Raw genomic sequence first — 24185 nt, forward strand, 5'->3', positions numbered from 1 at the left:
CTGTGAGAGAATCTTTTCGTTGCATCTGTCTGGGTCACCCTCCCTTCTTGCTTTCGATGAGAGGGTATTTTACCCTTTCAGATGCAATGATTTTTATCTATTTTGCACCTAAATCCGTGAAGAGCCTAATAATATTTTGCATAATTTTAATATTATGTTCATGTTGTTTTATCCAACCGATGCTATATCTTTCGGGTGATAGTGAAGCAGTGGGCGCAGAAATATATATTGATGGGAAAAAGGCAGGAATAATGAAAAAAATTATATATCCTGGGTGGCATAAATCGAGAAATCCAATAATTAGAGAACGGGAACTGAGATTTCAGAAAGAATCAGGGATTAAACCAGGTGATGTATTTTCTAATGCTCAAATGAAGATTACATATGGTAAGCATACAATTGAAGTCATAAGTAAAAATGGGAAAATTTTGAAGAAGGAATTCATAACAAGGCCAGGGGAAAATATTATTCATGTTAATTTTAAAGATATGACTATTTAAGGCTGTGACTTAAGAGTACCGATTTTATCACATAAGTCTATCTAAGCAGCAATCTAAACCCCTGAATCTTCCTCAAATCCAGCCTATCGATCAGGAATTTCGTGAAGATACTCTTTTGTTCCACTTCAGATGAAAATGGAGAAACGGGCATGTTGGACTAAGGTGGGTAAAGTAGGAAAAAGATGGCTACCCATAGTCAGGGGATATTTAAAAATTTGAGGAACTGGGGGAGAGCTTCGCCGGAAGGTCCTTGGATGAACTCATCGGCAATGTGGGTCAGATTGGATGGCTCGGGATTCACGTCAACGATGAAGACTCCTGAGCTCTTTGCTTCATAGGGAATGGAAGCGGCGGGATAGACAATACCGGAGGTTCCGACGATTAGAAAGAGATCACATTTTGAAGCCTTCTGGAAGGCTTCGGAAAGGATCTCCTGGTTGAGAGCCTCTCCAAACCAGACGACATTGGGACGCAGCATAGCGCCACATGAGCATTTTGGAGGAATGGGGTCCAGAGGATAATCGAAATTCTCCGACATGGTTCCTTCCTTGACGCATCTCACCTGCCAGATGTTACCATGCAGCTCCAGTATCTTTTTATTTCCGGCCTTTGCGTGCAGCCCATCGACGTTCTGGGTGATGAGCGTAAAATCTTTGTAATGGTTCTCCATCCTGGAAATGGCGATGTGCCCTGGATTGGGAGAGATCGGCTTGATAAGACCTCGCCTCCAGTTGTACCATTCCCATACGAGGACTGGATCGTAGGCAAAGGCTTCCGGTGTTGCGAGCTGTGTTGCGTCGTAGTTCCGCCAGAGCCCATCCTTCCCGCGGAATGTTGGGATGCCGCTCTCCCTTGAAACCCCGGCTCCGGTCAGAACGCATACCTTCTTGTCCGCATCGGCAAATCTCTTTAGATTTTCTGAAAATTCATAATGCATATCAATTGAATATTAGTGTATCGCGATTTTGATTATAATTAGCATCCGTTGTTTTTTAAAGGAGATTGAAGCTTCCTGATATATGAAGGCGATCGAGATACAAAACCTTTCCTTCCAGTACAAGAGTTTGTGGAAAAGAGCCCTTGACAGCATCAGCGTTTCTATCGAAGAGGGAGAGTTTGCCGGAATCTTCGGCGCTACCGGGGCTGGCAAATCGTCTCTCGTCCGCGTCATCAACAGGATCATCCCTTCTTTTTTCAAAGGAAATTTCCTCGGAAGCGTTAAAGTGAGAGGTTCAGACTGCTCCGGGAAGAGGATTCCCGAGATGAGTTCCACGGTGGGAATGGTCTTCCAGGAATTCGAATCCCAGCTCTTCTCGACCAATGTGGAACATGAGATAGCATTCGGTTGCGAAAACCTCGGCGTGGAAAAAGGTGAAATCTCCTCCCGGATCAAGAGATACATTGAATTTTCCGGTCTTCGCGGATTTGAGCGGAGAAGCCCATCTTCCCTTTCTGGTGGGGAGAAACAGAGGCTGGCAATTGCATCCGTTCTTGCCATATCCACGCCAATCGTCGTGATGGACGAGCCGACGACTGACCTCGATCCTCTCGGAAAAAAATCTATATTTGAATTGCTTTCGAGATTGAAGGAGGAACAAAGAACCATCGTGCTTGTAGAGCATGAGACTGAGGAGGCTTTTCTCCTCGACAGGCTCATCGTCATGGATGCCGGCAAGGTCATCGCTGAAGGGAATCCTCAGGATATTCTCTATGAAGTAGATTTTTTAATGGAAAAAGGCATCAGGCCGCCTGACATGGCTCTTCTCAATGCGAGACTTAAGGCATCGGGGATCCTTCGTGAGAACGCAGGGGAAATCCCTCATAGGGTAGAGGAAGCCTTTAGATTCCTTAAGAGTGCTGGAGTTGTGCCGATCAAGGAGAAATACGAAAAGATGATGATAGACAAGCGCATTCGAAATGCAGGATCAATCAAACCAGGTTATCAAGAGGAGATCATATCTGTGCATGATCTCCATTTCCGATATGAGGGCGAAAGGGAGGCTCTTTCTGCAGTTAACCTGTCTATCAAAAAGGGCGAGTTCATAGCGATTCTCGGTGCGAACGGCTCGGGAAAGACGACTCTTGCCAAACATTTCAATGGACTTCTGAAACCGACCTCGGGAAATGTCTTTTTCAGCGGAAGGAACGTATCATTGGAGCATGTCAGTTCCATGGGGAAGAACATTGGCTATATTTTTCAGAATCCCGATCACCAGATCTTCTCGCAGACCGTGGAGGAAGAGGTTGGATTTGGCCCAGGGAATTTCGGTTTTTCACATGGCGAGATCAAAGATAGGGTGAGGGATTCTCTGAGGACGGTCGGCCTCGAAGGGCGCGAGAAGGAGGATCCATTTGCCATGACGAAAGGGGAAAGGCAGAAAGTCGCAGTGGCATCTATCATCGCTTCGAGCCCCGAAGTCATCATCATGGATGAGCCGACGACAGGCCTGGATTACAATGATCAGAAGAGAATCATGGCCATCCTGAGGAGACTGAACGATCATGGGCACACTATCATCATCATCACCCATTCCATCTGGCTCGCAGCTGAATATGCCAGGAGGGTAATTGTAATGAAAGATGGTTGTATCATAAGGGATGGCTTTCCTGAAGAGGTCTTTGAGGATGATGCAGCGCTTGCTGAAGGAAATATCGAAGTCCCCGCCATTACGAAGTTAAGCAAGCGCTTCGGGATAGTCGCCCTCTCGGTCGATGACTTCATAAGGTGCCTGAGACAAGGTCATCATTATCCAGAGGCTGTCTGATGCAGATCTACATCTATTCTGAGAAAGAGAGCATCATCCACAGCATTCATCCCATGGTGAAGATAATTCTCCTTCTCGTCTATTTTCAGATGGCGATGATGTTTCAACATCCTCTCTATGTAGCGGCTCTCTTGTTTTTACTTCTGGTAATTGCCATTGCCGGGAACGCTCTGAAAGCCGTCTGGAAGTTTCGATTCATCCTCATCATTCTATTCTTCCTGAGCCTTTTTCTCTGGACTTTTTTCTACAGAGGATCCATGCCGACTGATCAACATTTCCTCGACCTGAGTGGAAAGGGAATTCTCTTCGGAGCCGGCATGGGGTTGAGGCTCTCCAGTATGATGATTGCCGGAGTCATCTTCCTTACGACGACGAAAGTCGAGGCCTTCTCGTACGGCCTGAACAAGATGGGGATCCCATACAGGATAAGCTTTGCATTGACCCTTGCCTTCCGACTCGTTCCCCTCTTCATCGATAACGCCTTTACAATCATCGATGCGCAGAAATCGAGAGGGCTCCAGCTTGAAAAGGTTAGCCTCACCAGGAAGATCAAGGGGTACATCCCCCTGATCATTCCTGTTTTCGCAAGCTCTTTGAGAGCTGCCGACAATCTCGCCCTTGCTCTCGAATCCAAAGGCTTTGGTCTGAAGGAGAAGCGGACATCGTTCGTGGAATACCGCTTCGGCATTCGCGACTTCATCGCCATCGCCCTCTTCATGATCGCCGACACCACCATCATCTTCCTCCGCATCAACGGCCACGGCCTGATCTAGCATCTTCCGGTTCGGATAATTCCCAAGGCTTATTCGTATGGCCAAGGCGATCGCCCTTCGTGCGACGCAGCTAAGCCTCTTGTTTGATAGAAAGGAGGACCTTCATGAGTTATAATATCCCACACTTTACGCTGAAAGTGTTACTGTCAATTGGAGGAAATCATGGCAGAGGTTCTCGAAATCACAGATGAGAATTTTGAAAAGGAAGTCATTAATGCAAATGGAGCGACCCTTGTAGAGTTTTCTGCAGAGTGGTGCGGGCCATGCAAGAAACTGGCTCCCATCGTTAAGGAGATAGCCAGTGAGATGAGCGGCAAACTGAAAGTGGTGTACATGGATGTGGAAAAGGCCAGAGACACTGCTGTTAAATTCGCCATTCTCTCCGTGCCGACCCTCCTGATTTTCAAAGGGGGAAGGGTAGTCGAGGAGATCATCGGGCTCGTTCCCAAGAAGATGATTCTCGAAAAGGTAAACAAGGTGCTCTGATGGAATGGTTGAATGAAATCATCAAGGAATGGGGTTTCTATCTTGCCGAGTCTTTGAAGAGCAACCTGGAGGGCGGTTCCATCCTGGCGGTTGCCATTGTCTTTGCCGCAGGAATCCTGACAAGCTTCACACCCTGTGTCTATCCCATGATCCCCGTCACGGTGACTTACATCGGTGGGGCAAGCGTGGGATCGAAGAGTAAGGGCTTTGTGCTTTCGCTCTTTTACGTTCTCGGTCTTGCCGTCATCTACACATCTCTCGGTGCTTTCAGCGCGCTCACTGGAAAAGTCTTCGGCGACATGACGCAGAACCCCTGGGTCTATGTCACCGTAGCCAACGTCATCATCTTCTTCGGGCTGAGCATGCTCGGGGTATTCACCATAAGGCTCCCGGGATTCCTCTCGGGGATTGGAAAGGCGGGTAAGAAGGGAGGGCATCTTGGCGCCATCCTCATGGGGATGGCGGCAGGATTCATCGCTGCCCCCTGCACGGCTCCCGTTCTCGGCGTCCTTCTCGTTCTCGTCGGTCAAAAACAGGACGTTCTCTACGGCGCGTTTCTCCTCTTGATGTTCGCCCTCGGGATGGGTGTGCTCTTCATATTTCTTGGGACATTCACCGGTCTCCTCGCCACCATGCCAAAAGCGGGAGCGTGGATGGACAGGATAAAGATTGTTTTTGGTATTGCGATGATTGTCATCGGGGAGTATTTTCTGCTCAAGGCAGGAAGGATGTTATCCGGCTGATCTGCGATAGTAAAGTGACAGGATGAGATCTATCAAAGTTTTGGTCATTCTTCTTTGTATTGTAGCCACCCCATCACCTGGAGAAGATGTGATGGGAGGAAAAGTCGCCCCTGATTTTACCCTTACCGACATCGATGGAAAGAGTTTTACTATCGGGAAGTTCCGAGATCATGGTGTCATTCATCTGTTCTTTACCGCTGTCTGGTGCATCCCCTGTCGGCAAGAGATCACAAAAATAAACGATGCCTACGAGAGGTTCAAAGCTCAAGGATACACTCCGCTTGCAATCGGAGTCCCGACCCGGCAGACTCCGGAACGACTCAGAGAGTACAGACAGAAGGAAAAGATAAAGTTTCCACTCCTCTTTGATAGCTCCGGAAAAGTCGTGGAATCCTATCGAGCAGAATTCCTTCCCAGAAGCATCCTCATCGATAAGAAGGGCACCATCCGGTACGAGTGGGACTTCGTCCCTGATAATTTCCATGAGGTCATCAACGACCTTCTGAAGGAATAACTCGTCATTTTTGACTCAATAATATCAAAGTTATAAGATAGATGCAGAGGTGAACTTCGATAGCAAACAGGGAAGAACAAGATAGATCGGGCAGACGGGAAGGATGGAACAAGCAGGATGGGCATGATAAAAGGGAGAAGGTTCTTCTCGTGGGGATCGTTCATCCAGGAGAATTCATTGAGGATACTCAGGACCATCTCAACGAGCTGGATCTTCTCGCCGATACGGCCGGCGGTCGGGTACAGGCTGTTCATATACAGGACAGAAAGAAGCCAGATCCAGCCTATTATATTGGAAGGGGAAAAGCGGAGGAGATAGCCCTTGAGGCCAAAGCGAAAGGGATCGATGCCGTCATCTTCGATGACGATCTCACCCCTGCCCAGGTAAAGAATCTTGAAAAGATCATTGAATCGAAGGTCCTGGACCGTTCCACATTGATCCTCGATATCTTTGCAAGGAGAGCAAAGACACGCGAGGCGATGACGCAGGTGGAACTCGCCCAGCTCAGGCATCTCCTGCCAAGACTGACGAGGAGATGGACTCACCTTTCAAGGCAGGTTGGAGGGATAGGGACCCGGGGAGTGGGGGAAACCCAACTCGAGATCGACCGAAGAATCATCAAGAATAAAATCGCAAGGCTAACGAAGGATCTGAATAAGATCGAGAGGGGACGCCAGGAGCGGAGGAAGAGCAGGGACAGTATCTTCAAGGTGGCCATAATCGGGTATACAAATGCCGGCAAGACATCTCTCTTCAACGCCTTCACAGAGTCACACGCCTTCGTGCAGGATAGGCTCTTTGCCACACTCGATTCCATGGTGAGGAGGTGCATCCTGAAGGGCAACAACGAAATTCTCCTCATCGATACGGTTGGATTCATCAGGAAGCTTCCCATCCCTCTCATCGCTTCGTTCCGGAGCACGCTCGAAGAGAGCGTCTTTGCCGATCTGCTGATGAACGTCATCGATCTGAGCAATCCTAACTACGAAGAGCACCTTGCCGTGACGGAAAACATCAAACTGGACCTGGGGATAATAGATCGGCCATGCCTCAAGGTATTCAACAAGATCGACCTGGTCGAGGAGGGCATCATCGAAAGGGCACGGAGGCTGTATCCCAACGCTCTCTTCGTCTCGGCTCTCAAATCCCAGAATCTTGAATCCATTGAGCGCAGCATATTCACCGCGTTGAACCAGGTGAGAGAAGAAGTAGATCTTTATATAGATCCGAGGAGGGAGGACATTATTGCCCTTGTATACAGAAGCGGGGAAGTTCTCGAAAAAACATATGTGGATGGTCATGTTCATATCAGGTTCAAGGGGACAAAGGATAAAGCGAGACAGATTCAACATATCGTTGAAATGGAGAGTGCTTGCGAATGAGGGAAAAATTGAAGATCGGGATAATCTTCGGGGGGAAGTCTGTTGAACACGAGGTTTCTATTGTTTCGGCGAAAGGAGTCATGGCTGTCATCGACAGAGAAAAGTTTGATGTCATTCCCATCGGCGTGACGAAAGAGGGAAGGTGGCTCTCTCCGGAAGATTCCATCAGGCTTCTGAATGGAGAAAGAATAGACAACGATGGACTTAATCTGCTGGTAGTGGGAAGTAATCATTTCAAGGGGTTGATCGAAATCGACGATCCGTCGGCGGCAGATTCAGGAAAACGAAGTGATAAAGATAACAGGAGACACATCAATAGAAAGAATAGGACATTAATCATGGACGTAGTTTTTCCTCTTATCCATGGGGCTTATGGAGAGGATGGAAAGCTGCAAGGAATGCTCGAACTTGCCGGTATCCCGTACGTTGGTGCCGGTCCTCTCTCATCGGCTCTCGGGATGGACAAAGACCTGATGAAGAAACTCTTCACCCTCAATGGAATTCCGGTTGCGGAACACAGAGTCATTTACTGGCATGAGTGGAAGAATGATAAAGATACGGCAGCAGAATCCTCTGTAGCGCATCTTGGGATACCGCTCTTCGTTAAGCCGGCCAATACCGGATCGAGCGTTGGGATTATAAAGGTGAAGGAAAAAGGGAAGGTCATGCCTGCTATCGAGAATGCGTTCGGCTATGACAACAAGGTGATCCTCGAAAGAGCGATCGATGCGAGGGAAATCGAGTGCAGTGTCCTCGGTAACGAAACCCCGATGGCTTCCATCCCCGGTGAGGTCATCCCATGCAACGAGTTCTACGATTACAGGGCTAAGTATATCGATGATCGATCAGAGTTAATCATCCCTGCCAGTCTAAGCGAGGAACAGGTCGCCATCGTTCAGGATCTGTCGATCAGAGCCTTCAGGACGCTTGAATGTTCCGGGATGGCACGAGTTGATCTGTTTCTCGAAAGGGGAACAGGAAAGTTCTATGTTAACGAGTTGAATACAATCCCCGGTTTCACTCCCATTAGCATGTATCCCAAGCTCTGGGAAGCCTCCGGTATCTCCTATACGGAACTAATCACTCGTCTCATAGACTTGGGTCTGCAGAGGCACCGCCTTACTTCAAGACTCAAGACTTCTTACTCTCCCTGATTGGCTTCTTGCCACGATGATCAGGATAGTTTCCGCTGGATATCGCTTACTCTCCATGCAGCCAGGACCTTGTGTTGATAAATGTCTTGAAATCTGGTATTTTTTAGGCATGCTTGATTCTAACGTACTGGTTCTCAACAGACTCTATCAGGCCATCCATATCACATCAGTCAAAAAAGCCTTCACTCTTCTTTACAAGGGAGATGTAAAGGTCGTCGAGCCGGATTATTCGACCTATGACTGGGAGAACTGGTGTGACATACACGTGCAGGCCGACGAGGAATACGTCGCGACTCCAAGATATAAACTGAAAATCCCACGCGTCATTCTTCTCATAGATTTCGACAAGCTGCCGAAACAGGAGGTCAGATTCACGAGAAAGAACATCTACTTCAGAGACAGAAACCAGTGTCAGTACTGCGGAAAGAAGTTCCCAACGCGGGAACTCAACCTGGACCATGTCATTCCAATCTCGCGCGGCGGGAAATCGAGATGGGACAACGTTGTTTGCTGCTGTTTCAAGTGCAATTCCAGGAAGGAAAACAAGCTCCTCTCCGAGTCCAACATGTCCCTTATCAAACAGCCCACCAAACCGACCTGGCATCCACTCATCAGATTATCCCTTAAAGAGAAAAGGTATGAGTGCTGGAGAAACTTTCTCGATCTTGCTTACTGGAACGTAGAGCTTGATGAGTGGTCCGAAGACTAGTAACATTGTGTGTCGGCAATGTCCTCTTATGTAACGATTCATGACATGTCTTTGCCGTAATTCAGCGGAATCCTGAGGACCTTCATCCTTCTGTACAATTTCTGCCTGTTCCATCCTATATCCAGAGCGGCTTTGCTCTTGTCTCCTGCCGTCGCCATGAGGACCTTCTCTATCATGGAGCGTTCCGCGTTGATGAATCGTTCGTCGCAATTGTAAAGTATGTTCCTTCTGTTCATGCTGTCTCCAAGAGATTCTGCCGCGATGACATCTCCCTCCGACATCACGAAGGCCCGTTCAAGGACGTTTTCAAGCTCCCTCACATTCCCGGGCCAATCGTGATCAAGGAGGATTCTTCGCGCCTTCGAATCGAGCGTTTTTGCCCTGCCGCCATGTTCCAGCGCTATCCTGTCGAGGAAATGCTCGGCTAGGAGAAGAATGTCTTCCGGTCTTTCCCGGAGCGGGGGAAGGTTGATAGGAATAACGTTCAGCCTGTAATAGAGGTCATCTCGAAAGAGGTTGTTCTGTATCATCTTCCCGAGATCCTTGTTCGTCGCCGAGATGATCCGGAAATCGACCTTAACGATCTCCTTTCCACCGATCGGTCTGATCTCACATTCCTGGAGGACCCGGAGCAACTTTGCCTGCATGGTCAAGCTCATATCGCCGATCTCATCAAGAAAGAGAGTTCCCCCATCGGCAAGTTTGAAGAGACCCTCCCTGTCTCTGTCAGCTCCGGTAAATGCTCCGCGCTTGTAACCAAACAGCTCGCTCTCGAGAAGGGTCTCGGGGATAGAAGCACAGTTTTCCGAGACGAAACTACGGCCGCTACGGGAAGAGTTGTAATGAATGGTCTTGGCGACGAGTTCCTTTCCAGTTCCGCTTTCTCCGAATATCATGACTGGAAGAGTTGATGAGGAGATCTTATCGAGGATTCTATATACGTTTTGCATCTTTTCCGCTTTTCCAATGATCTTGCCGTAACCGAATCTCTTTTTCAATTCCTCCTGCTGCCGCTTGATCTCTTCCTTGACTTCCTCCATCTCCTCCCTCTGTTCATCGATCTTCTTCGCGAGTTCGCGGTTCAGTAGCTGGATAGCTTCGCTCTTTGTCTCAAGCAACTCAAGGAGGCTGGCATTTTTGATGGCCAGGGTGGCCTGGGCGCCAAACGCCTCAAGAAGCTGAATTTCTTCATTCTGGAAGACTCCTTCCCGAATCCGGTTGTCAAGATAGATGGCCCCGAGGGTCTTTTCTGCTTCCTTGAGAGGGATACAGAGGATCGATTTCAAGGTCAGCCTTCTCACTGAGTGATGCATCTTGAATCTCTTGTCCATTGAGGCATTATCGGTGATGATCGGGTTTCCCGAATTGAGGACCTCCATGGCTATCGTTCTGCTGATCTCTATCTCGGGCTGATCCAGATCTTCCTGCTCGAATCTTCTCGCGATCTCAATGGTGATCTTTCCATCGTTTCCCTTGAGCATGAGGAAGCCTCTCTCGGAACCGGTTAGCTCCATGGCGCTGTCTATGATGAAATCTAGAAGATCGGAAAGCTTGTTGCGCTGGAGGAGTTGTCTGTTGATCTCAATGATCTTTCTGACTTTGATATCCATTGTCATGCCCCCTTATTGAATTCTTCAGATTCCAGTTTTTCTAATATTCGGATCTGGGAAGGACACAAACATCAGGTCACCTTGTTGCAGATTCTGGACTGCAACAATGGTGCCGCCAATATTTTTGCTCATAGATTACTGAAGATAGTTACCTTCCCCCAGGGCATCTCTTGACTATAAATTTACGCGGAGATTCAAAAAATGCACGGATTTTTTATTCCATTTGACAATTGTGAAAATTCTAAGTATCTTGCCCATAAAAGCAGGGAAAGGGATACCTTAGGAGAGAGAATGTACTATTACAGGTCGCGGAGTGGTTCCACTCCTTATGACTATTCTGGATTCTTCAGGCGGATGCCCCGGGTTATAAGGGCTCTCCTCGTGATCAATGGGCTTATTTTCTTCCTTCAGCTACTCTTCCATATCCTGCTTCGAGTCAGTGCTCTGGACTTTCTCATTGATCTTCTACCAGCATTTTTCCAAGAACATCTCTTCCTCTTCGGACACAAGTCTCTCCTGACGGAGTTTCTCTTCGGTCTGGTCCCAACGTTTGTCATCCGTCATCTCTGGATCTGGCAGCCCGTCACATACATGTTTCTCCATGGCGGCTTTGGACACATTCTCTTCAATATGTTCACTCTGTGGATGTTCGGCTCGGATATGGAGAGATACTGGGGAACTTCCAAGTTTCTCAAATACTACTTCATTACAGGAGTCGGGGCTGCCCTTCTCACCGTTGCCTTCACGCCGACTTCAGGAAATCCCACCATAGGAGCCTCCGGCGCCCTGTATGGAATCCTCCTTGCTTTTGGGTTGACCTTCCCCAACCGCCCCATTTACATTTATTTCATCATTCCCGTGAAAGCCAAACACCTCGTCCTGTTCTTTGCGTTGCTGGAATTTTACTTTTCATGGACCTACACGGGTGACGGTATCGCCCACCTCGCTCATTTTGGTGGGATGCTCATTGGCTATCTCTATATTAAGAGGGTATGGCGTGTTAGGGCTATCTTTTCAGAGTTGAAGTGGAAGCTCAAACGGAGAAAGTTCAAGGTGATGGACGATGGGAAAGATTTCTATCATTAGTGGAAAAAAACCGCTAAGGCAATCTACCTAACATTTCTTTCACGAGCAGCTCGGCTCTTCCTTCGCTGATATTTCCATCCAGCTTGATCATCCTGTAGTCCGTCCAGGATGTTTGCGTTCTGTAGGTGTAGTATAGCTTGTCTCCGGAACGGAAGATGAGGACCAGCCGGGCATTCACTTTTTCTGCTTTACAGCTCGTTACGTTTGTCGTCGAATCGTTCAGTCGAAACCCTTCCTGGAAATTTATGGGTGAGGGATCGTCACGCCCTCCCCAGATGACCACCCTTCTCAATCCCGGCGTGGGTATTTGAAATGCATAAAATATCGAGGAATCGTTCGGATAGGTGGATGTGGGTGGAGTCGTTCCATCCGGAAGAACGAGATTCTCCTCAGGCGGAAAGTGCACGTCCGGTGTGCTTGATAATGATCCTGAATTTGTGAGATCAACGTGATAATAAGTCGAGACGCCGGGCGTTTCCTCCTTCCACATCAGGTGAATCAAATTGGAATTCCCGATGATGATCTTAGGCTCCCGGTCATTGTTACAATTGGAGGTCAACAGCTTCGGTGTGGACCAGCGCGAGCCATCAAAAGTGGAAAACGCAATCTCGTAATCCAGCCCATCGAATCGGCTCCAGGCGATGGAGGGAAGCTGGCTAGATGGGTTCAGGTCGAGTTGAGGGTCGAGATCGGCAAGAAGATCGCCAGTCGTGGGGATGGTGAATCTCTCGATACTTCCGTCCGGTTTCTGCATCGTATGACAGAGCGAGGTTCTTGGAACGTCATCCGTGGAGCCTTCCAGGTAGACGATTTCTATCTTATGAAGCGTCCCATCGCAACTCAATTTCATCTGATCGGCAAGGGCATAAAACATCGTTCCTAAGATCAGGAGGAACAGGACAGGCAAGTTAATTCTTCTCATAGTTACTGCTTCAAAGTGATAAATTCGCTCACATCAAATTCCTTCAGGAACTCTTTCAGGAAGGGTAGATGAGGATAGAATTCCTGAAGTTTTTGAAAGTATTGTTCCATTTTCTCGGGATTTCCCTTTAGAAAGTTGATTTCTCCCAGAAGATAATAACAGTTCTTTTCTATATCTCTATATCCGTGATCAAGGGAAAGATGCAAGGCATTGTCCCCCGTCTTCTCGGCATCTTTTAACTTTCTCAGGAGCATGTAAGCATAACAGAGGTCTTGATAGCATTCAGAGAGGCATCTCCGGTCACCGATAACCTTTGCTAGGTTCATGGCCTCTTTTATATACCGGATTCCGTTCGGGTAATCCTTTTTCAGGATCAGACTGTAGCCGATGTTCTCTTTCAAAATGGCAAGTGAGAATTTATTGTCTTCCCTGGATGCTCTTCTAATCTCGAGTGCCTTCAGATACTCCGAAATGGCTTCATCGATGTAGCTCTGGAAGAGGTGGATGTTTCCCAGGAGGTTATGCACTCTGGCTTCTGCATCCAGATCATTCATGGCGATGCTTTTCTGCAGCGCTTTTGCAGCATACTTTAGAGCCTGGGCGTACTTTCCCTGCCTCCTGAGACTGATGGCAAGACAGTAAGAAGCGCCGAAGATGACCCTGTCATCGGTGCTGCTGATTATGACCTCTCTCAAACCTTCTTCAGCTTTCTTGTATTCGCCCAGTTCCACATAGACCAGACTGAGATTCGCCATGCATTTGTGGATGGCATTCTGATCCTTCAGGGTCGTGGCAATCTTTTTGGCTTCTTGGTAGTTCTTAAGGGCCTTTTGAAAATCTCCGGTCTTGATAGCCTTGGCTCCATTACTGCATAATTCGAGCATTTCCTTTCTGAGTTCTTTCCTCATGGAAAACCTAATTGAATCTAAGCATGACTGAGTTCGGTTTTGTTCTGTTGCTCTTTAAATTTAATGAAGCTCATGACATCGAGTTTAGACTTTTCATCGAGGTTGCGATAGCGCTTCAGAAGTTCGCATTCGTCCATCGTCAGCCCGGACCTCTTCTCATCCTTGAAGAATTCCACGATGTCCATGTTAAAAATAAGGAGAATATTGAAGAGAGTCTCCAGGCTAACTTTGTATTCGCCATTTTCCATTCTGCAGAGGTCTGACTGCTGAACACCGATCCTCTGTGCAAGCTCAGACTGAGTCATGCCTCTGTCTTTCCTGAGCTGTCTGATCTTGGCTCCGATGAAAATCTCTTGCCTCTTTTTGGGTTTCAAGGTCATTACAGCCTCCGTTTTACCGAAAATTTAAACCTTTGCTTAAAAAGCAATTATTTTTTCTTGACTTTTCTTTTTAGAAAACCTATAATTTCTTTGTACTAAATAATAGGTAGCCACGGCAAGGCCAAAATTAAGATTTTAAATAATGTTTCTGTTTTGTGAAAATTCCTTATATCATTTATTTTTTCAAAATCGCTTACAATCTAATTATTTTAATTTACGGTTTATCCGTACATAAGTCAAGAATTATTTGGAGTCAAGCATTTTGAAACCTTTTAACCGCCGAAAGCACTTCCCCTCCGGCAGAAAGGAAAGATAAATGAGCTCCGTTTCTAACAATAAGAATTCTACTTTGTCCCGCTATTTTTCAGAGATCAGAGAATATCCGCTACTTTCCAAAGAAGAGGAAATGGTCCTCGCCAGAAAGATAAAAGTTGGAGGGAAGAAATCCCTAAATGAGCTTATCGAATCAAACCTGAGCTTCGTCGTCAAGGTGGCCAGCGAGTACAGAAACCTGGGACTTCCTTTCGAGGACCTTCTCAATGAGGGAAACGTCGGTCTTATAGAGGCGGCTCATCGTTATGATCATAAGAAGGGGACGAAATTCATCACATATGCCATCTGGTGGATCAGAAAATCTATTCTGAAAGCCCTATCCGAGCATGCCAGCCTGGTGAGAGTACCAAACTATCAGATGAAGAAGGTGAAAGAACTCAAGGATACGGAAAAAACTCTTAGGAAGGCACTGGGAAGAAAGCCCAAGAGGGAAGAAATCTCGGAGCATCTAGAAAGGTCCATCTCGAAGATCGATGAAATCTTGAAGTTGACCCTTAAAGAGATCTCTCTTGACGAGAAGATCGGGAAAGATAAAGATACTGCAATATCTGATTATCTTGTAGATAGTGCCTTTATCGATCCGGAAGAGGATCTCATCAAACGTGAAAACAACCACCTCGTGAAAGCGGCATTAGACTTTTTGAGCGAACAGGAACGCATCGTCGTGACGAACAGATTCGGCTTGAATGGGGGCAAGATTCTGACGCTCAAAGAGATCGGCGAGATGATGAACATCAGCAGGGAGAGGGTCCGCCAGATCGAATCCCAGGCTAAGGCGAGACTGAAGAAGGCTTTCGCCAAAAACAGGATCATCAAATCACCTCCCAAGGATAAATTCCCGGCTAAGATCATGGAAAGCCTCTCCACTCCAAGGAAGTGAACGTTCCAGCCCACCCGCCATCCTTGACTTTTTGCTAAGGGAACAATATATTTCCCAAAAGTTATAGGAAGGTCTTGTCTTTTTATGTGCGCTTCAGAACACGAAAGCGAAAGGAACCAGTCCTCCCAGAATGAGCAAGCCGGAAATCCTTCCGAATGGAAGAGAGATTATTCGGAACTTGAAAGACAGATCGATGATAGGACGCTTGAACTCTCGCTTCTATACGATCTCAGCAGGTCCATGAACAGTTCGCTGAGCCTTGATGAATTTCTGAGATCGATCCTAGAGGCCATCCACAGGATTTCCGAAGCGGATCTTTCCCTGATCATCCTCTCTTTTGAAGACCGCCCAGTGATCTATTACTATCTTTCGCATCTCGTCGAGGGAAGGGAACTCAAAGAGATAGGAAAGTCTGCAATTTCTCTATTTCACGACCTCTCGGGAAGGAAAGTCAGAAACGAAAAAACGGTTGTCTTTCGATCGAGGGATTATCTCCCCGAATCTTATTATGGTCAAAGTTCTCTACAAATCATCCATCACATGCCCATTTTCAGGAGGAGTCTCTCCGTTGGATTGATGGCTGTCTGCTCCTCGCAGAGAAGAATACTCAACGAAAACAGGATCAGGCTTTTGGATACTGTTTCCAATCAGGCATCAGCGACGCTGGACAGATTCATCTCCTCCCTGGAAAGCGAACAAAGTCGGTTCCGCTCAGTGGTCAACTCCATGACGGAAGGAGTCGTGCTGACTGATCTCTCAGGCCACCTCCTGATGACCAATCCAGCAGCGGATAGCATCCTCTTCAGATTGAGACTGGATAGAGATCAGGGATTTGCTAATAGCTTCCATGATAAAGACCTTGTCCGTTCTCTATCAGATCTCAGGAAGAACAGGATTCGCTCTCTGAGTCATGAAATAACCTTCCACAATTATCAGACGATTCTCAACGTCACTGCATCTGCCGTTCTGGACGCCGATGAGAGGGTCACCGGTATCGTCTGGGTCCTATCCGATATTACCAGGCAGAGACAGCTTCATGAGCAGATGATGCAGGCCGAGAAGCTCTCCGCCCTAGGAGAGATGATCTCCGGGATCGCCCATGAGTTGAATAATCCTCTAACATCCGTTATGGGATACGCGCAGCTCCTGCAGAACGCCAGTGTGCCGAAAGAAGTCAAGAAGAAGCTGGAGGTCATAAACAGCGAATCGAAGCGATGCCAGAGGATTGTCCAGAACCTTCTCACCTTTGCGAGAAAATATAAGATCGAAAAGAAGTGGTTCGACCTGAATGGCGCTATTGAATCTGTGCTCCAGATCATCTCCTATCAGCTCCGGGTCAGCAGCATAGAAGTGAAGAAAAACTATCCCCAGGATCTACCGAGAGTGATGGGGGATGTCCACCAGATCCAGCAGGTCTTGTTGAACATATTCAATAACGCGATGCAAGCCCTGCTCGAGGTCAAGAGGAAACGGAAAATCATGATAAAGGCGGATTTTTCTGACGGGAAGGTCCTCATCGAGATCAAAGACAATGGTCCCGGGATCCGCAAAGAGAATATCTCAAAGATCTTCGATCCTTTCTTTACAACGAAAGAACCAGGTAAAGGAACCGGACTTGGCCTGAGTATCGCCAGAACGACGATCAGAGAGCATCGCGGAGAAATAAACGTTGTTAGCAATGTAGATGAAGGGACATCGTTCCTCATCACGCTGCCGGCTGCCGGCGGTGTAAGAGACAAGGATCAGAATGCCAGACTTCCCGCCCGGATTGACAGAATTCCCGCCGGGAAGAAGATTCTCATTGTCGATGATGAAATAGAGATCTTTCATTTCATCGAGGAGGTGCTCAGGGAGGATGGACACCAGGTAAACTTTGCCAGCGATGGGAGGATGGCTGTCAAAGAGTTGAAAGGATCGGCGTATGACCTGATCATTTCCGATTTCAAAATGCCCCGTATGGATGGTAAGGAGTTCTTCTCACGGGTCAGCAGGAAGTTCCCGCATTTGAAGGATAGATTCATTTTTATGACCGGAGATACAGCCAATCCTGCGACCAGCGAATTTCTTGAAAAGAAGAAAGTGAGATTCATCCTCAAGCCATTCGACCTTGAGGAGATCAGGAAAGCAATTAGAGAAACTTTCCAGGAATCCTGATCTACCCATCCCCCTTTTCCCGGTTCTCCTGTTCTCTCATTCTTCGGTTCCTCAATTCGTTTATTGCTCATTCCAATGCTTCCCATTACTTCTGATCTCAAATTTCCATGTTTTCCGGTACCCTCTTTTCCCTCCCTAATCAGCCTTTCCATTGAGTGGAACAAATGATGTTACAATATAGGCTAAATGAGAAGGAGCATCATGACTCGCGATCTTTCATTCTGCTACTCAGGTTCACTGAAGCAGTTCCTTCCGTCCGGTGGTATCGAACGGCGGCATATGAAGCGCTTCATCAGAGACTGCAGACCGCTAGCGGGATCATTGAAGGTTGAGATGGAAACGGGGGAGATCGAGTTCCTCAATCATATCCGCCATTCTCGCGCAAAGAGAGAATGGGAGCCCCTTTCTGAAAAATGGAGAAGAAAAAGCGCTGGGATGATCGTCATTGGAATCGGCGGCTCCTCGCTTGGTGCCAGAGCCATCTACGAAGCTCTTAGGCCCTTCAGGGATGAAGGACTGAGAAACCTTTTCTTCTTCGAGAATGTGGATCCAGAAGCGGCTTTCATGATGCTCAAGAAGCTGGATCTATCCAGGATGGTCATAAATGTCGTAACCAAATCGGGAAAGACGATAGAGACCATAGCCAACCTATTACTGATACTTGACAGGCTGAAGAAGAGACAAGGAAAGGGCTATTCTTCACGGATAGCCATCACAACGGCCGATCAGAATGGCGATCTTGCGGAGTTTGCGCGGAGCAACAGGATTCCCATCATTCCCCTCAATGAGAATGAGGTGGGAAGATACTCTGTACTGGGGCCTGCCGGGCTTTTACCCCTTCGATATGCAGGGCTCGATATTCAGATGCTCATTTCTGGAGCGAAAAAGATGCTGCGTCGATGCATGAACCTGGATGATCCCGAACAAAACCCTGCCTTTGTTTACGCTTCAATCAAGAGAATGCTGGACCTCCGAGGGAAGAGCATCGAGGTTATCTTCTCATATTCTTCGCTTCTGGGACCGCTTCTCGCCTGGTATGCTCAGTTGCTTGCAGAGAGTAGCGGCAAAAGAATCAGTATCGAGGGGAGAGTGGTCAATGAAGGACAGACTCCCATATCGGCAATCGGGACACTTGACCAGCATTCCCTGCTTCAACTCCTCCTGGAAGGGAAAAAAGATAAAATCGTTACATTCTGGGAGATTGAGAGATTCCGAAGGGAGTTGAGAATCCCGGAAGAGAAGAGCTTTAAAGGATCCTTCCAGCACATTCAGGGAAAAACGCTGGGAGAGGTCCTGCATGCAGAGAAGGTGGGAACAGAATATTCTCTTCGCAGGGCTGGAGTTCCATGTCTCACGATCAGCATTCCCGTAATCGATGAGTTCAATCTCGGCCAGATCATCGCTTTCCTCGAGATGCAGGTCTTCTTCTACTGCCGGATGGCTAAGGTCAATCCCTTCGGTCAACCAGGAGTCGAACTGGGGAAAAAGGTCGCCATAGAGGTTCTTTCGACAACGCTAACTTCCGGAGCTGCCTCGAAGCTAAAGAAGGCTCATGGTGTTAAAGAGGATTTTAAGCTCTGAACATCTCTGATTGATGGAGAAGCGCTCCATGAAGAGCATCATCATCGGCACCGCCGGCCACATCGACCATGGCAAGACTGAATTGATCAAGGCGCTGACAGGTGTCGATACAGACCGCCTGAAAGAAGAGAAGGAAAGAGGAATAACAATTGACATCGGCTTTGCCAGCCTGAAATTCGGTGATGATCTTCTGATCGGATTCGTCGATGTTCCCGGGCACGAGAGATTCGTCAAGAACATGCTGGCGGGAGCCGGCGGAATCGATATTGTAATTCTAGTCGTGGCAGCCGATGAATCCGTCAAACCGCAAACCATAGAGCATTTTGAAATATGCAAGCTCCTTGGAGTGAAGTCGGGGCTGATCGTTCTGTCAAAAATCGATCTTGTCGATGAAGAGGTCATAAGACTCGTTGAGATGGAAATGTGTGACCTCATCCGTGGTTCCTTCATGGAAAAAGCTCCCATCATCCCCGTAAGCTCCAGGACAGGGAAGGGGATCGACATCCTGAAAGAGACGATACATGATCTTGCATTGAAAGTGGAAGAGAAGAGCGAAGAAGGGACGGTGCGGCTTCCCATCGACAGGTCTTTTTCCATCAAGGGGTTCGGGACGGTCGTGACCGGGACCTTAGTCAGCGGCAGGATCGAGATCGGCGACGAGCTGGAGCTCCTCCCCGCAGGAAAGAAATGCCGTGTTAGGGGGATAGAAGTTCATGATGAGCCAAGAGAATTTGCACGCGCCGGGCAAAGAACGGCACTCAATCTGGCAGGAATTGGCTATCTTGATCTCGGAAGAGGTATGACGCTTGCCATGCCAGGAGCGCTCAAGCCGGCCAGGATGATAGATGCCAGAATGAACCTTTTGCCATCGAGCCCGCCTTTAAAGAACCTCTCGAAGGTGAGATTTCATCATGGAACATCCGAGGTTATGGCAAGGGTCCATATTCTGGAGGCGGACAGGTTGGCTCCGGGAAGCTCCATGTACGTTCAACTGAGAATGGAAAAACCTGTCGCCGTCTTTCCGGGGGACAGATTCATCGTGAGGTTTTATTCTCCAACCAGAACAATCGGAGGCGGTCTTGTACTCGATAACGATCCTCGAAAGCACAAGACGGGCGATACATCCGTTATCAACGATCTTTCGATCCTTGAATCAGGAAATGAGCAGGAAAGATTGGATCTCATCGTCGCTTCTTATGGAGAGCGTGGTGTTGTACTACAGGCTCTGGTAAGACGGAGCGGCATGGGAAGAGTGGCGATCGAAACGTTGATGAGTGATCTGGTACAACGTGGTTGGGTCGAAGAGATCCCGGTGGATAGCGGTCTGTTCCTTTCGAAGAGGGCTTATGATCAACTGAAGAAGAAGGCGAAGGAAGAAGTGCTGCGTTTTCACAGAGAGAATCCCCTATCTCCGGGTATCAGCAAGGAAGAACTGAGAAGGAAAGCAGCTTCTTTCGTCCATCAGGAGTTATTCGAATCGATCGTAGCTACGATGAAAAATGAAGGAGATATCAGGGTGGAAGGCTCCCTTGTCATACACAGGGACCACAGGATAGAGTTGAATCCTATGGAGCAAGAGATCCGAGAACATCTTGAAGGGGAGTTCAGAAAGGGAGGGCTCAATCCGCCGGAGATGAAGATCGTTCTGAATGTCAGCCGGTTCCCGAGGGAAGTCGTCGAGAAGATCTTTCATCTTCTGCTGAGGGAGGAAAAGCTGATTAAGATGAAAGATGAACGGGTCTTCCATCAAGATTCTATCGCCGCGCTTAAAGAAAAGCTTGGAAAATATGCCGAGCAGAAAAGTATAATAGATATCGCCACCTTCAAGGATATGGCTGGAATTACCAGGAAGAACGCAATTCCCCTCCTGGAATATTTCGACTCGATCAAGGTCACGAAGAGAGTGGGGAATGAGCGTCTCATCTTGAAAGAAAATTTGAAATGAACGAGGAGGAAATATGCCGCGTCTGGGAATCTGGGAAATTCTCATAATCATTCTGATCATTGTCCTCATCTTTGGGGCAAGAAAGATACCCGAGCTGGGAAGGGGGCTCGGAGAAGGGATCAGGAACTTCCGGAAAGCCTTAAGGGGCGATACGGAAGATAAGGATAAAACGGAAGAGCGAAAGGAAACGAAAAACAACTAAACCAGTTCACAAGGACGACCACCAGAGCACGGAATGTACAAGAGCCCCCAGATCAAAGAGATGTTTGCCGGTCAGAGAGAGACTGTCAGACACCTTAAAAAGATCATTTTTGGTTCAGACCCCAACAGCCGCAAGAAATATATCAAGGATTTCACCGAAGAGTTCAGGACCTTCCAAGAAATTTCTTCACTGGATGATCTTATCGTCTCCTGCTACAAAGCAGATCTCATCTATCTGGGTGATTATCATGCTCTTAAAGATTGTCAGCTCTTCGAGGCCAAGCTTATCAGGAAGATAGCGGAAAGGAGCAGCAGAACCGTTCTCGGGATGGAGATGGTCTATAGTCGGAACCAGGGGATCCTCGACCGGTGGATGGAAGGAGCGATCTCAGAAGAGGAGTTCCTCAAGAGAATCCGATACGATTCGGAGTGGGGGTATGATTGGGAGGGTTTTAGGGAGATCTTTTGCATGGCACGGAAGTGCGGCATAAGGGTTTATGGTCTGGATAGCGGGCCCAGAGGTGGCTTCCAGTACATCCGGAAGAGGGACAGTTTCGCCGCTGAGAAGATCGTCAATCTTTTTCAGACCTTCCCTGATACAAAGGTCATCGTCATATTTGGAGAGTCGCATCTTGCCAGGAATCATCTGCCGAGAAAGGTAAAAGAGAAGCTCAAAAAGGCCAATCTTGAAAAGAGGGAGGTGGTCGTTGTTCAGAATGTAGACTGGCTATACTGGGAACGCATCGACAGGGGGTTGGATTGGGCGGAGGTCATTAAAGTATCTGACGGAAGGTTTTGCGTCTTCAATTCAAGCCTCATTGCCAAGTATGAAGCTTACAGGCAAACGCTGGAAAAGTGGAAATACCAAGAAGATAGCGAGGAGGTTGATCTAACTCCCACCATCCACAACATGATTGATGCCATTCTGAAATTTCTCGAGATAGACAAGTATACATACCTGTATAGAAAGGAAGACGGCTACCGTGAATACTTGATAGACGTCTTCCCGGAAGTATATTCTTACAGCGATCAGGCGATCATCCGTGGCCTTCTGCTCGAAAAAAATTACAGCGATGAGGAAATCGAGATCATCGAAGAGCACATTTCGAAGAAGGGTAGCTGCTATGTATCTGGTCTGAACGCTATCGTCATCGGGAAGCTCCATGTAAATCACGCGGGGGAAGAAGCTGCTCATTTCGTCAATAAGGCTCTTAAGCAGGAGATCGGGTCGTTCCAGAGCAGGAGAGATGACCTCCTCCAGTTCGACATTTTCTATGCCGCCATCATGGGAGAAGCTCTCGCTTTCTTCGGATCGAAGCTGATTGATCCCAGCAGGAACCACTTCTTCGAAACGCAGTTTTATCAATATTACCGGAAGGGGAAGGAGGAAATTGAAAAGAATACGGGATACACCTATGAAGAGTTCAACGAGATCATCAGGTTCATCCTTCTCCATAAGCGGTTCGAGAAGGAGTATCAGAAGTATGATCAGATCCCGAAGGAGCTCCTCGATGGGATAAAGACTCAGAAGGAGAAGTTCACGATATTAACCCATGAACTGGGATATTTTCTGGGTCAACAGATGTACGATGCGTACCAGAATGATCTCATGGGCAAGGAAGAGATCAAATCTCTTTTCATGATGAAGTTCGATAGGAGCGGTTCGGCTCTGGAGACCTACCTTTCCATAATCGAAAGAGTAACTCTGTCATGAGGAAAGACCGATGCCGGGGACCTCTTTCCGGCAGGTTGGGCAACGATCCCATTTTATGAAGCTCTCTGCGCTTTGAAAGCCAAATCGTTCGATGAGAATCGTTCCACAAGCGGTGCAGTAAGTGTTTTCACTATCCCATCCCGGGACATTCCCGCTGTAAACGAAATTCAATCCTTCCTCTTTTCCTATCTGCAGAGCCTTTTTGATCTTTTCGAAAGGAGTTGCATTTCGGTCGAACATCTTGTAGTTTGGATAGAACCGGCTGACGTGCCAGGGGATATTCGGGTCTGTCTTAACCAGGAACCTGGCGATCTCCCTTAATTCTTCCTCAGAATCGTTCATTCCCGGGACGATAAGCGTTGTCACTTCCACCCATACTCCCCTTTCCTTGTACTTCGTAATGGCGTCTAGGACGGGCTGAAGCCGGCCCCCGTTGATCTTCTTGTAAGTCTCATCATTAAAATTCTTCAGATCGATGTTGATGGCATCAAGGTAGGGGGATATCGTCTCGATAGCGTCCAGAGAGATGTATCCGTTGCTCACGAAGTTATTCCCAATCCCTTTTGCTTTCGCCATGCGTGCCGTGTCATAGGCGAATTCGAAAAAGATGGTGGGTTCGGTATAGGTATAGGAGATTGATCGACAGCCTGAATCCATGGCAGCTTTTACGATGTCTTCAGGAGATGCGGGGCGGCCCGGGAGGGATTCTCCGCCATTTCGCAGGTACTGCGAAATATCATGATTCTGACAGAAGGAGCATTTGAAGTTGCATCCGATGGTGGCGATGGAGTAAGCATACGACCCTGGATAGTAATGGAAAATCGGTTTTTTTTCTATGGGGTCTACATGCTCTGCTATGACCTTTCCATAGACGAGTGAGTGGAGTTTTCCGGAGAAGTTCCTCCTGACCATGCATGTTCCAACGTCACCGTCATTGATCCGGCAGTTATGAGGGCAGAGAAAGCATCTGACGCTGCTATCTCTATCCAGCTTATAGAACATGGCTTCTTTCATCTTCAGGGTTTTGCCTTTTTCTTTTCCTGTAAATTATAGATTTTTTGATGTGAGATTGTAAAGAAACGAGCTTATAATGAGAGATTCAATATTGAGGTCTGAGCCTATCTGATGGTGAAAGTCTGATAATTGGTTTTTTGATCTGTCTTCTAAAAGGTGGGTGCAGGGGATCTTATTTTTAAGACCCCCTGCTTGGCTTTGATAATCTGGGGGGCAGATAATCACGAGCCAAACCCATGTGAAAGTGTGGGTAGATTTGATTCTCCTTGCTTACATTTTCACCTTTATCGGGGTTGATTATCTTCCCAGATTATGAAACTGCTTTTCATGAATTTTTCTCCTGCATCTATAAATCAATCACCATTTTCAAGAATTGAGTCGCCCCAGAGTGCCTGATCGCCCCAGAGTGCCTGATCACCCCAGAGTGCCTG

At 47.6% G+C, this 24185-nt stretch carries 22 protein-coding genes; 16 read left to right on the top strand and 6 right to left on the bottom strand.

The features are described from left to right. Nucleotides 1-500 (top strand): hypothetical protein (locus AB1756_08050; protein ID MEW5807279.1); only part of this gene is annotated, 500 nt, incomplete at its 5' end. A gap of 196 nt (nucleotides 501-696) precedes the next feature. Here the strand turns inward: AB1756_08050 and AB1756_08055 are convergent. After that, nucleotides 697-1437: an NAD-dependent deacylase gene (locus AB1756_08055; GenBank protein ID MEW5807280.1), complete on the bottom strand. Its 741-nt coding sequence runs from the start codon at nucleotides 1435-1437 to the stop codon at nucleotides 697-699. Nucleotides 1438-1519: 82 nt separating this feature from the next. Between AB1756_08055 and AB1756_08060 the strand changes: the two genes are divergently transcribed. From AB1756_08060 to AB1756_08095, 8 genes are all read left to right on the top strand, one after another. Further along, nucleotides 1520-3265, top strand: coding sequence for an energy-coupling factor transporter ATPase (locus AB1756_08060; GenBank protein ID MEW5807281.1), 1746 nt, complete (start codon nucleotides 1520-1522; stop codon nucleotides 3263-3265). Then, nucleotides 3265-4038 (top strand): energy-coupling factor transporter transmembrane component T, encoded by a 774-nt coding sequence (locus tag AB1756_08065; protein MEW5807282.1) that lies wholly within the window; start codon nucleotides 3265-3267, stop codon nucleotides 4036-4038. The genes AB1756_08060 and AB1756_08065 overlap by 1 nt, the downstream gene beginning before the upstream one ends. Nucleotides 4039-4200: 162 nt before the next feature. Further along, on the top strand, nucleotides 4201-4524 hold the full coding sequence (gene trxA / locus AB1756_08070; protein MEW5807283.1) for a thioredoxin: 324 nt from the start codon (nucleotides 4201-4203) through the stop codon (nucleotides 4522-4524). After that, nucleotides 4524-5267 carry a cytochrome c biogenesis protein CcdA gene (locus AB1756_08075; GenBank protein MEW5807284.1) on the top strand — a complete coding sequence of 248 codons (744 nt, stop codon included), beginning with the start codon at nucleotides 4524-4526 and terminating at the stop codon, nucleotides 5265-5267. Before trxA ends, AB1756_08075 begins: the two co-directional genes overlap by 1 nt. A 91-nt stretch (nucleotides 5268-5358) precedes the next feature. Then, nucleotides 5359-5781: a peroxiredoxin family protein gene (locus AB1756_08080; protein ID MEW5807285.1), complete on the top strand. Its 423-nt coding sequence runs from the start codon at nucleotides 5359-5361 to the stop codon at nucleotides 5779-5781. 149 nt (nucleotides 5782-5930) lie between these two features. Next, nucleotides 5931-7163 carry a GTPase HflX gene (gene hflX, locus AB1756_08085; protein ID MEW5807286.1) on the top strand — a complete coding sequence of 411 codons (1233 nt, stop codon included), beginning with the start codon at nucleotides 5931-5933 and terminating at the stop codon, nucleotides 7161-7163. After that, nucleotides 7160-8317, top strand: a complete 1158-nt coding sequence (locus AB1756_08090) for a D-alanine--D-alanine ligase family protein (GenBank protein ID MEW5807287.1) — start codon at nucleotides 7160-7162, stop codon at nucleotides 8315-8317. Before hflX ends, AB1756_08090 begins: the two co-directional genes overlap by 4 nt. A 109-nt stretch (nucleotides 8318-8426) precedes the next feature. Beyond that, on the top strand, nucleotides 8427-9026 hold the full coding sequence (locus tag AB1756_08095; GenBank protein ID MEW5807288.1) for an HNH endonuclease: 600 nt from the start codon (nucleotides 8427-8429) through the stop codon (nucleotides 9024-9026). A 38-nt stretch (nucleotides 9027-9064) separates the two neighbouring features. Here the strand turns inward: AB1756_08095 and AB1756_08100 are convergent, their stop codons facing one another. Beyond that, entirely contained in the window at nucleotides 9065-10636 is a 1572-nt protein-coding gene (locus tag AB1756_08100) for a sigma-54-dependent Fis family transcriptional regulator (GenBank protein ID MEW5807289.1), read from the bottom strand. Nucleotides 10637-10927: 291 nt separating this feature from the next. Between AB1756_08100 and AB1756_08105 the strand changes: the two genes are divergently transcribed. Further along, nucleotides 10928-11722 carry a rhomboid family intramembrane serine protease gene (locus tag AB1756_08105; protein ID MEW5807290.1) on the top strand — a complete coding sequence of 265 codons (795 nt, stop codon included), beginning with the start codon at nucleotides 10928-10930 and terminating at the stop codon, nucleotides 11720-11722. Nucleotides 11723-11735: 13 nt separating this feature from the next. On the opposite strand, the gene AB1756_08110 is transcribed toward AB1756_08105, so the two are convergent. Genes AB1756_08110 through AB1756_08120 form a run of 3 tightly spaced genes read right to left on the bottom strand, consistent with a single transcriptional unit; the run spans nucleotide 11736 to nucleotide 13932 of the window. Beyond that, the gene (locus tag AB1756_08110; GenBank protein ID MEW5807291.1) at nucleotides 11736-12644 is read right to left on the bottom strand and encodes a hypothetical protein; all 909 of its coding nucleotides are present in this window, start codon (nucleotides 12642-12644) and stop codon (nucleotides 11736-11738) included. A gap of 2 nt (nucleotides 12645-12646) precedes the next feature. Then, nucleotides 12647-13552: a tetratricopeptide repeat protein gene (locus tag AB1756_08115; GenBank protein MEW5807292.1), complete on the bottom strand. Its 906-nt coding sequence runs from the start codon at nucleotides 13550-13552 to the stop codon at nucleotides 12647-12649. 17 nt (nucleotides 13553-13569) lie between these two features. Then, on the bottom strand, nucleotides 13570-13932 hold the full coding sequence (locus AB1756_08120) for a helix-turn-helix transcriptional regulator (protein MEW5807293.1): 363 nt from the start codon (nucleotides 13930-13932) through the stop codon (nucleotides 13570-13572). A gap of 316 nt (nucleotides 13933-14248) precedes the next feature. On the opposite strand from AB1756_08120, the gene AB1756_08125 reads away from it, so the two are divergent. The 6 genes from AB1756_08125 to AB1756_08150 all read left to right on the top strand — a co-directional run bounded on the left by AB1756_08125 (nucleotide 14249) and on the right by AB1756_08150 (nucleotide 22740). Further along, a complete protein-coding gene (locus tag AB1756_08125; GenBank protein MEW5807294.1) occupies nucleotides 14249-15145 on the top strand; it encodes an RNA polymerase sigma factor RpoD/SigA in 897 nt (298 codons plus the stop codon). A gap of 84 nt (nucleotides 15146-15229) precedes the next feature. Further along, nucleotides 15230-17299 (top strand): ATP-binding protein, encoded by a 2070-nt coding sequence (locus AB1756_08130; GenBank protein ID MEW5807295.1) that lies wholly within the window; start codon nucleotides 15230-15232, stop codon nucleotides 17297-17299. 201 nt (nucleotides 17300-17500) lie between these two features. Continuing rightward, nucleotides 17501-18880: a glucose-6-phosphate isomerase gene (locus tag AB1756_08135; GenBank protein ID MEW5807296.1), complete on the top strand. Its 1380-nt coding sequence runs from the start codon at nucleotides 17501-17503 to the stop codon at nucleotides 18878-18880. Nucleotides 18881-18908: 28 nt separating this feature from the next. Further along, a complete protein-coding gene (gene selB / locus AB1756_08140; protein MEW5807297.1) occupies nucleotides 18909-20825 on the top strand; it encodes a selenocysteine-specific translation elongation factor in 1917 nt (638 codons plus the stop codon). 13 nt (nucleotides 20826-20838) lie between these two features. Next, nucleotides 20839-21027, top strand: coding sequence for a twin-arginine translocase TatA/TatE family subunit (gene tatA / locus AB1756_08145; GenBank protein MEW5807298.1), 189 nt, complete (start codon nucleotides 20839-20841; stop codon nucleotides 21025-21027). Nucleotides 21028-21060: 33 nt separating this feature from the next. Continuing rightward, a complete protein-coding gene (locus AB1756_08150) occupies nucleotides 21061-22740 on the top strand; it encodes a ChaN family lipoprotein (protein ID MEW5807299.1) in 1680 nt (559 codons plus the stop codon). On the opposite strand, the gene amrS is transcribed toward AB1756_08150, so the two are convergent. Then, nucleotides 22735-23742 carry an AmmeMemoRadiSam system radical SAM enzyme gene (amrS, locus tag AB1756_08155; protein ID MEW5807300.1) on the bottom strand — a complete coding sequence of 336 codons (1008 nt, stop codon included), beginning with the start codon at nucleotides 23740-23742 and terminating at the stop codon, nucleotides 22735-22737. The genes AB1756_08150 and amrS overlap by 6 nt on opposite strands. Nucleotides 23743-24185 lie beyond the last annotated feature (443 nt).

The organism is Acidobacteriota bacterium, assembly GCA_040752675.1.
In the GTDB taxonomy this organism is placed as follows: Bacteria; Acidobacteriota; Polarisedimenticolia; order JBFMGF01; family JBFMGF01; genus JBFMGF01.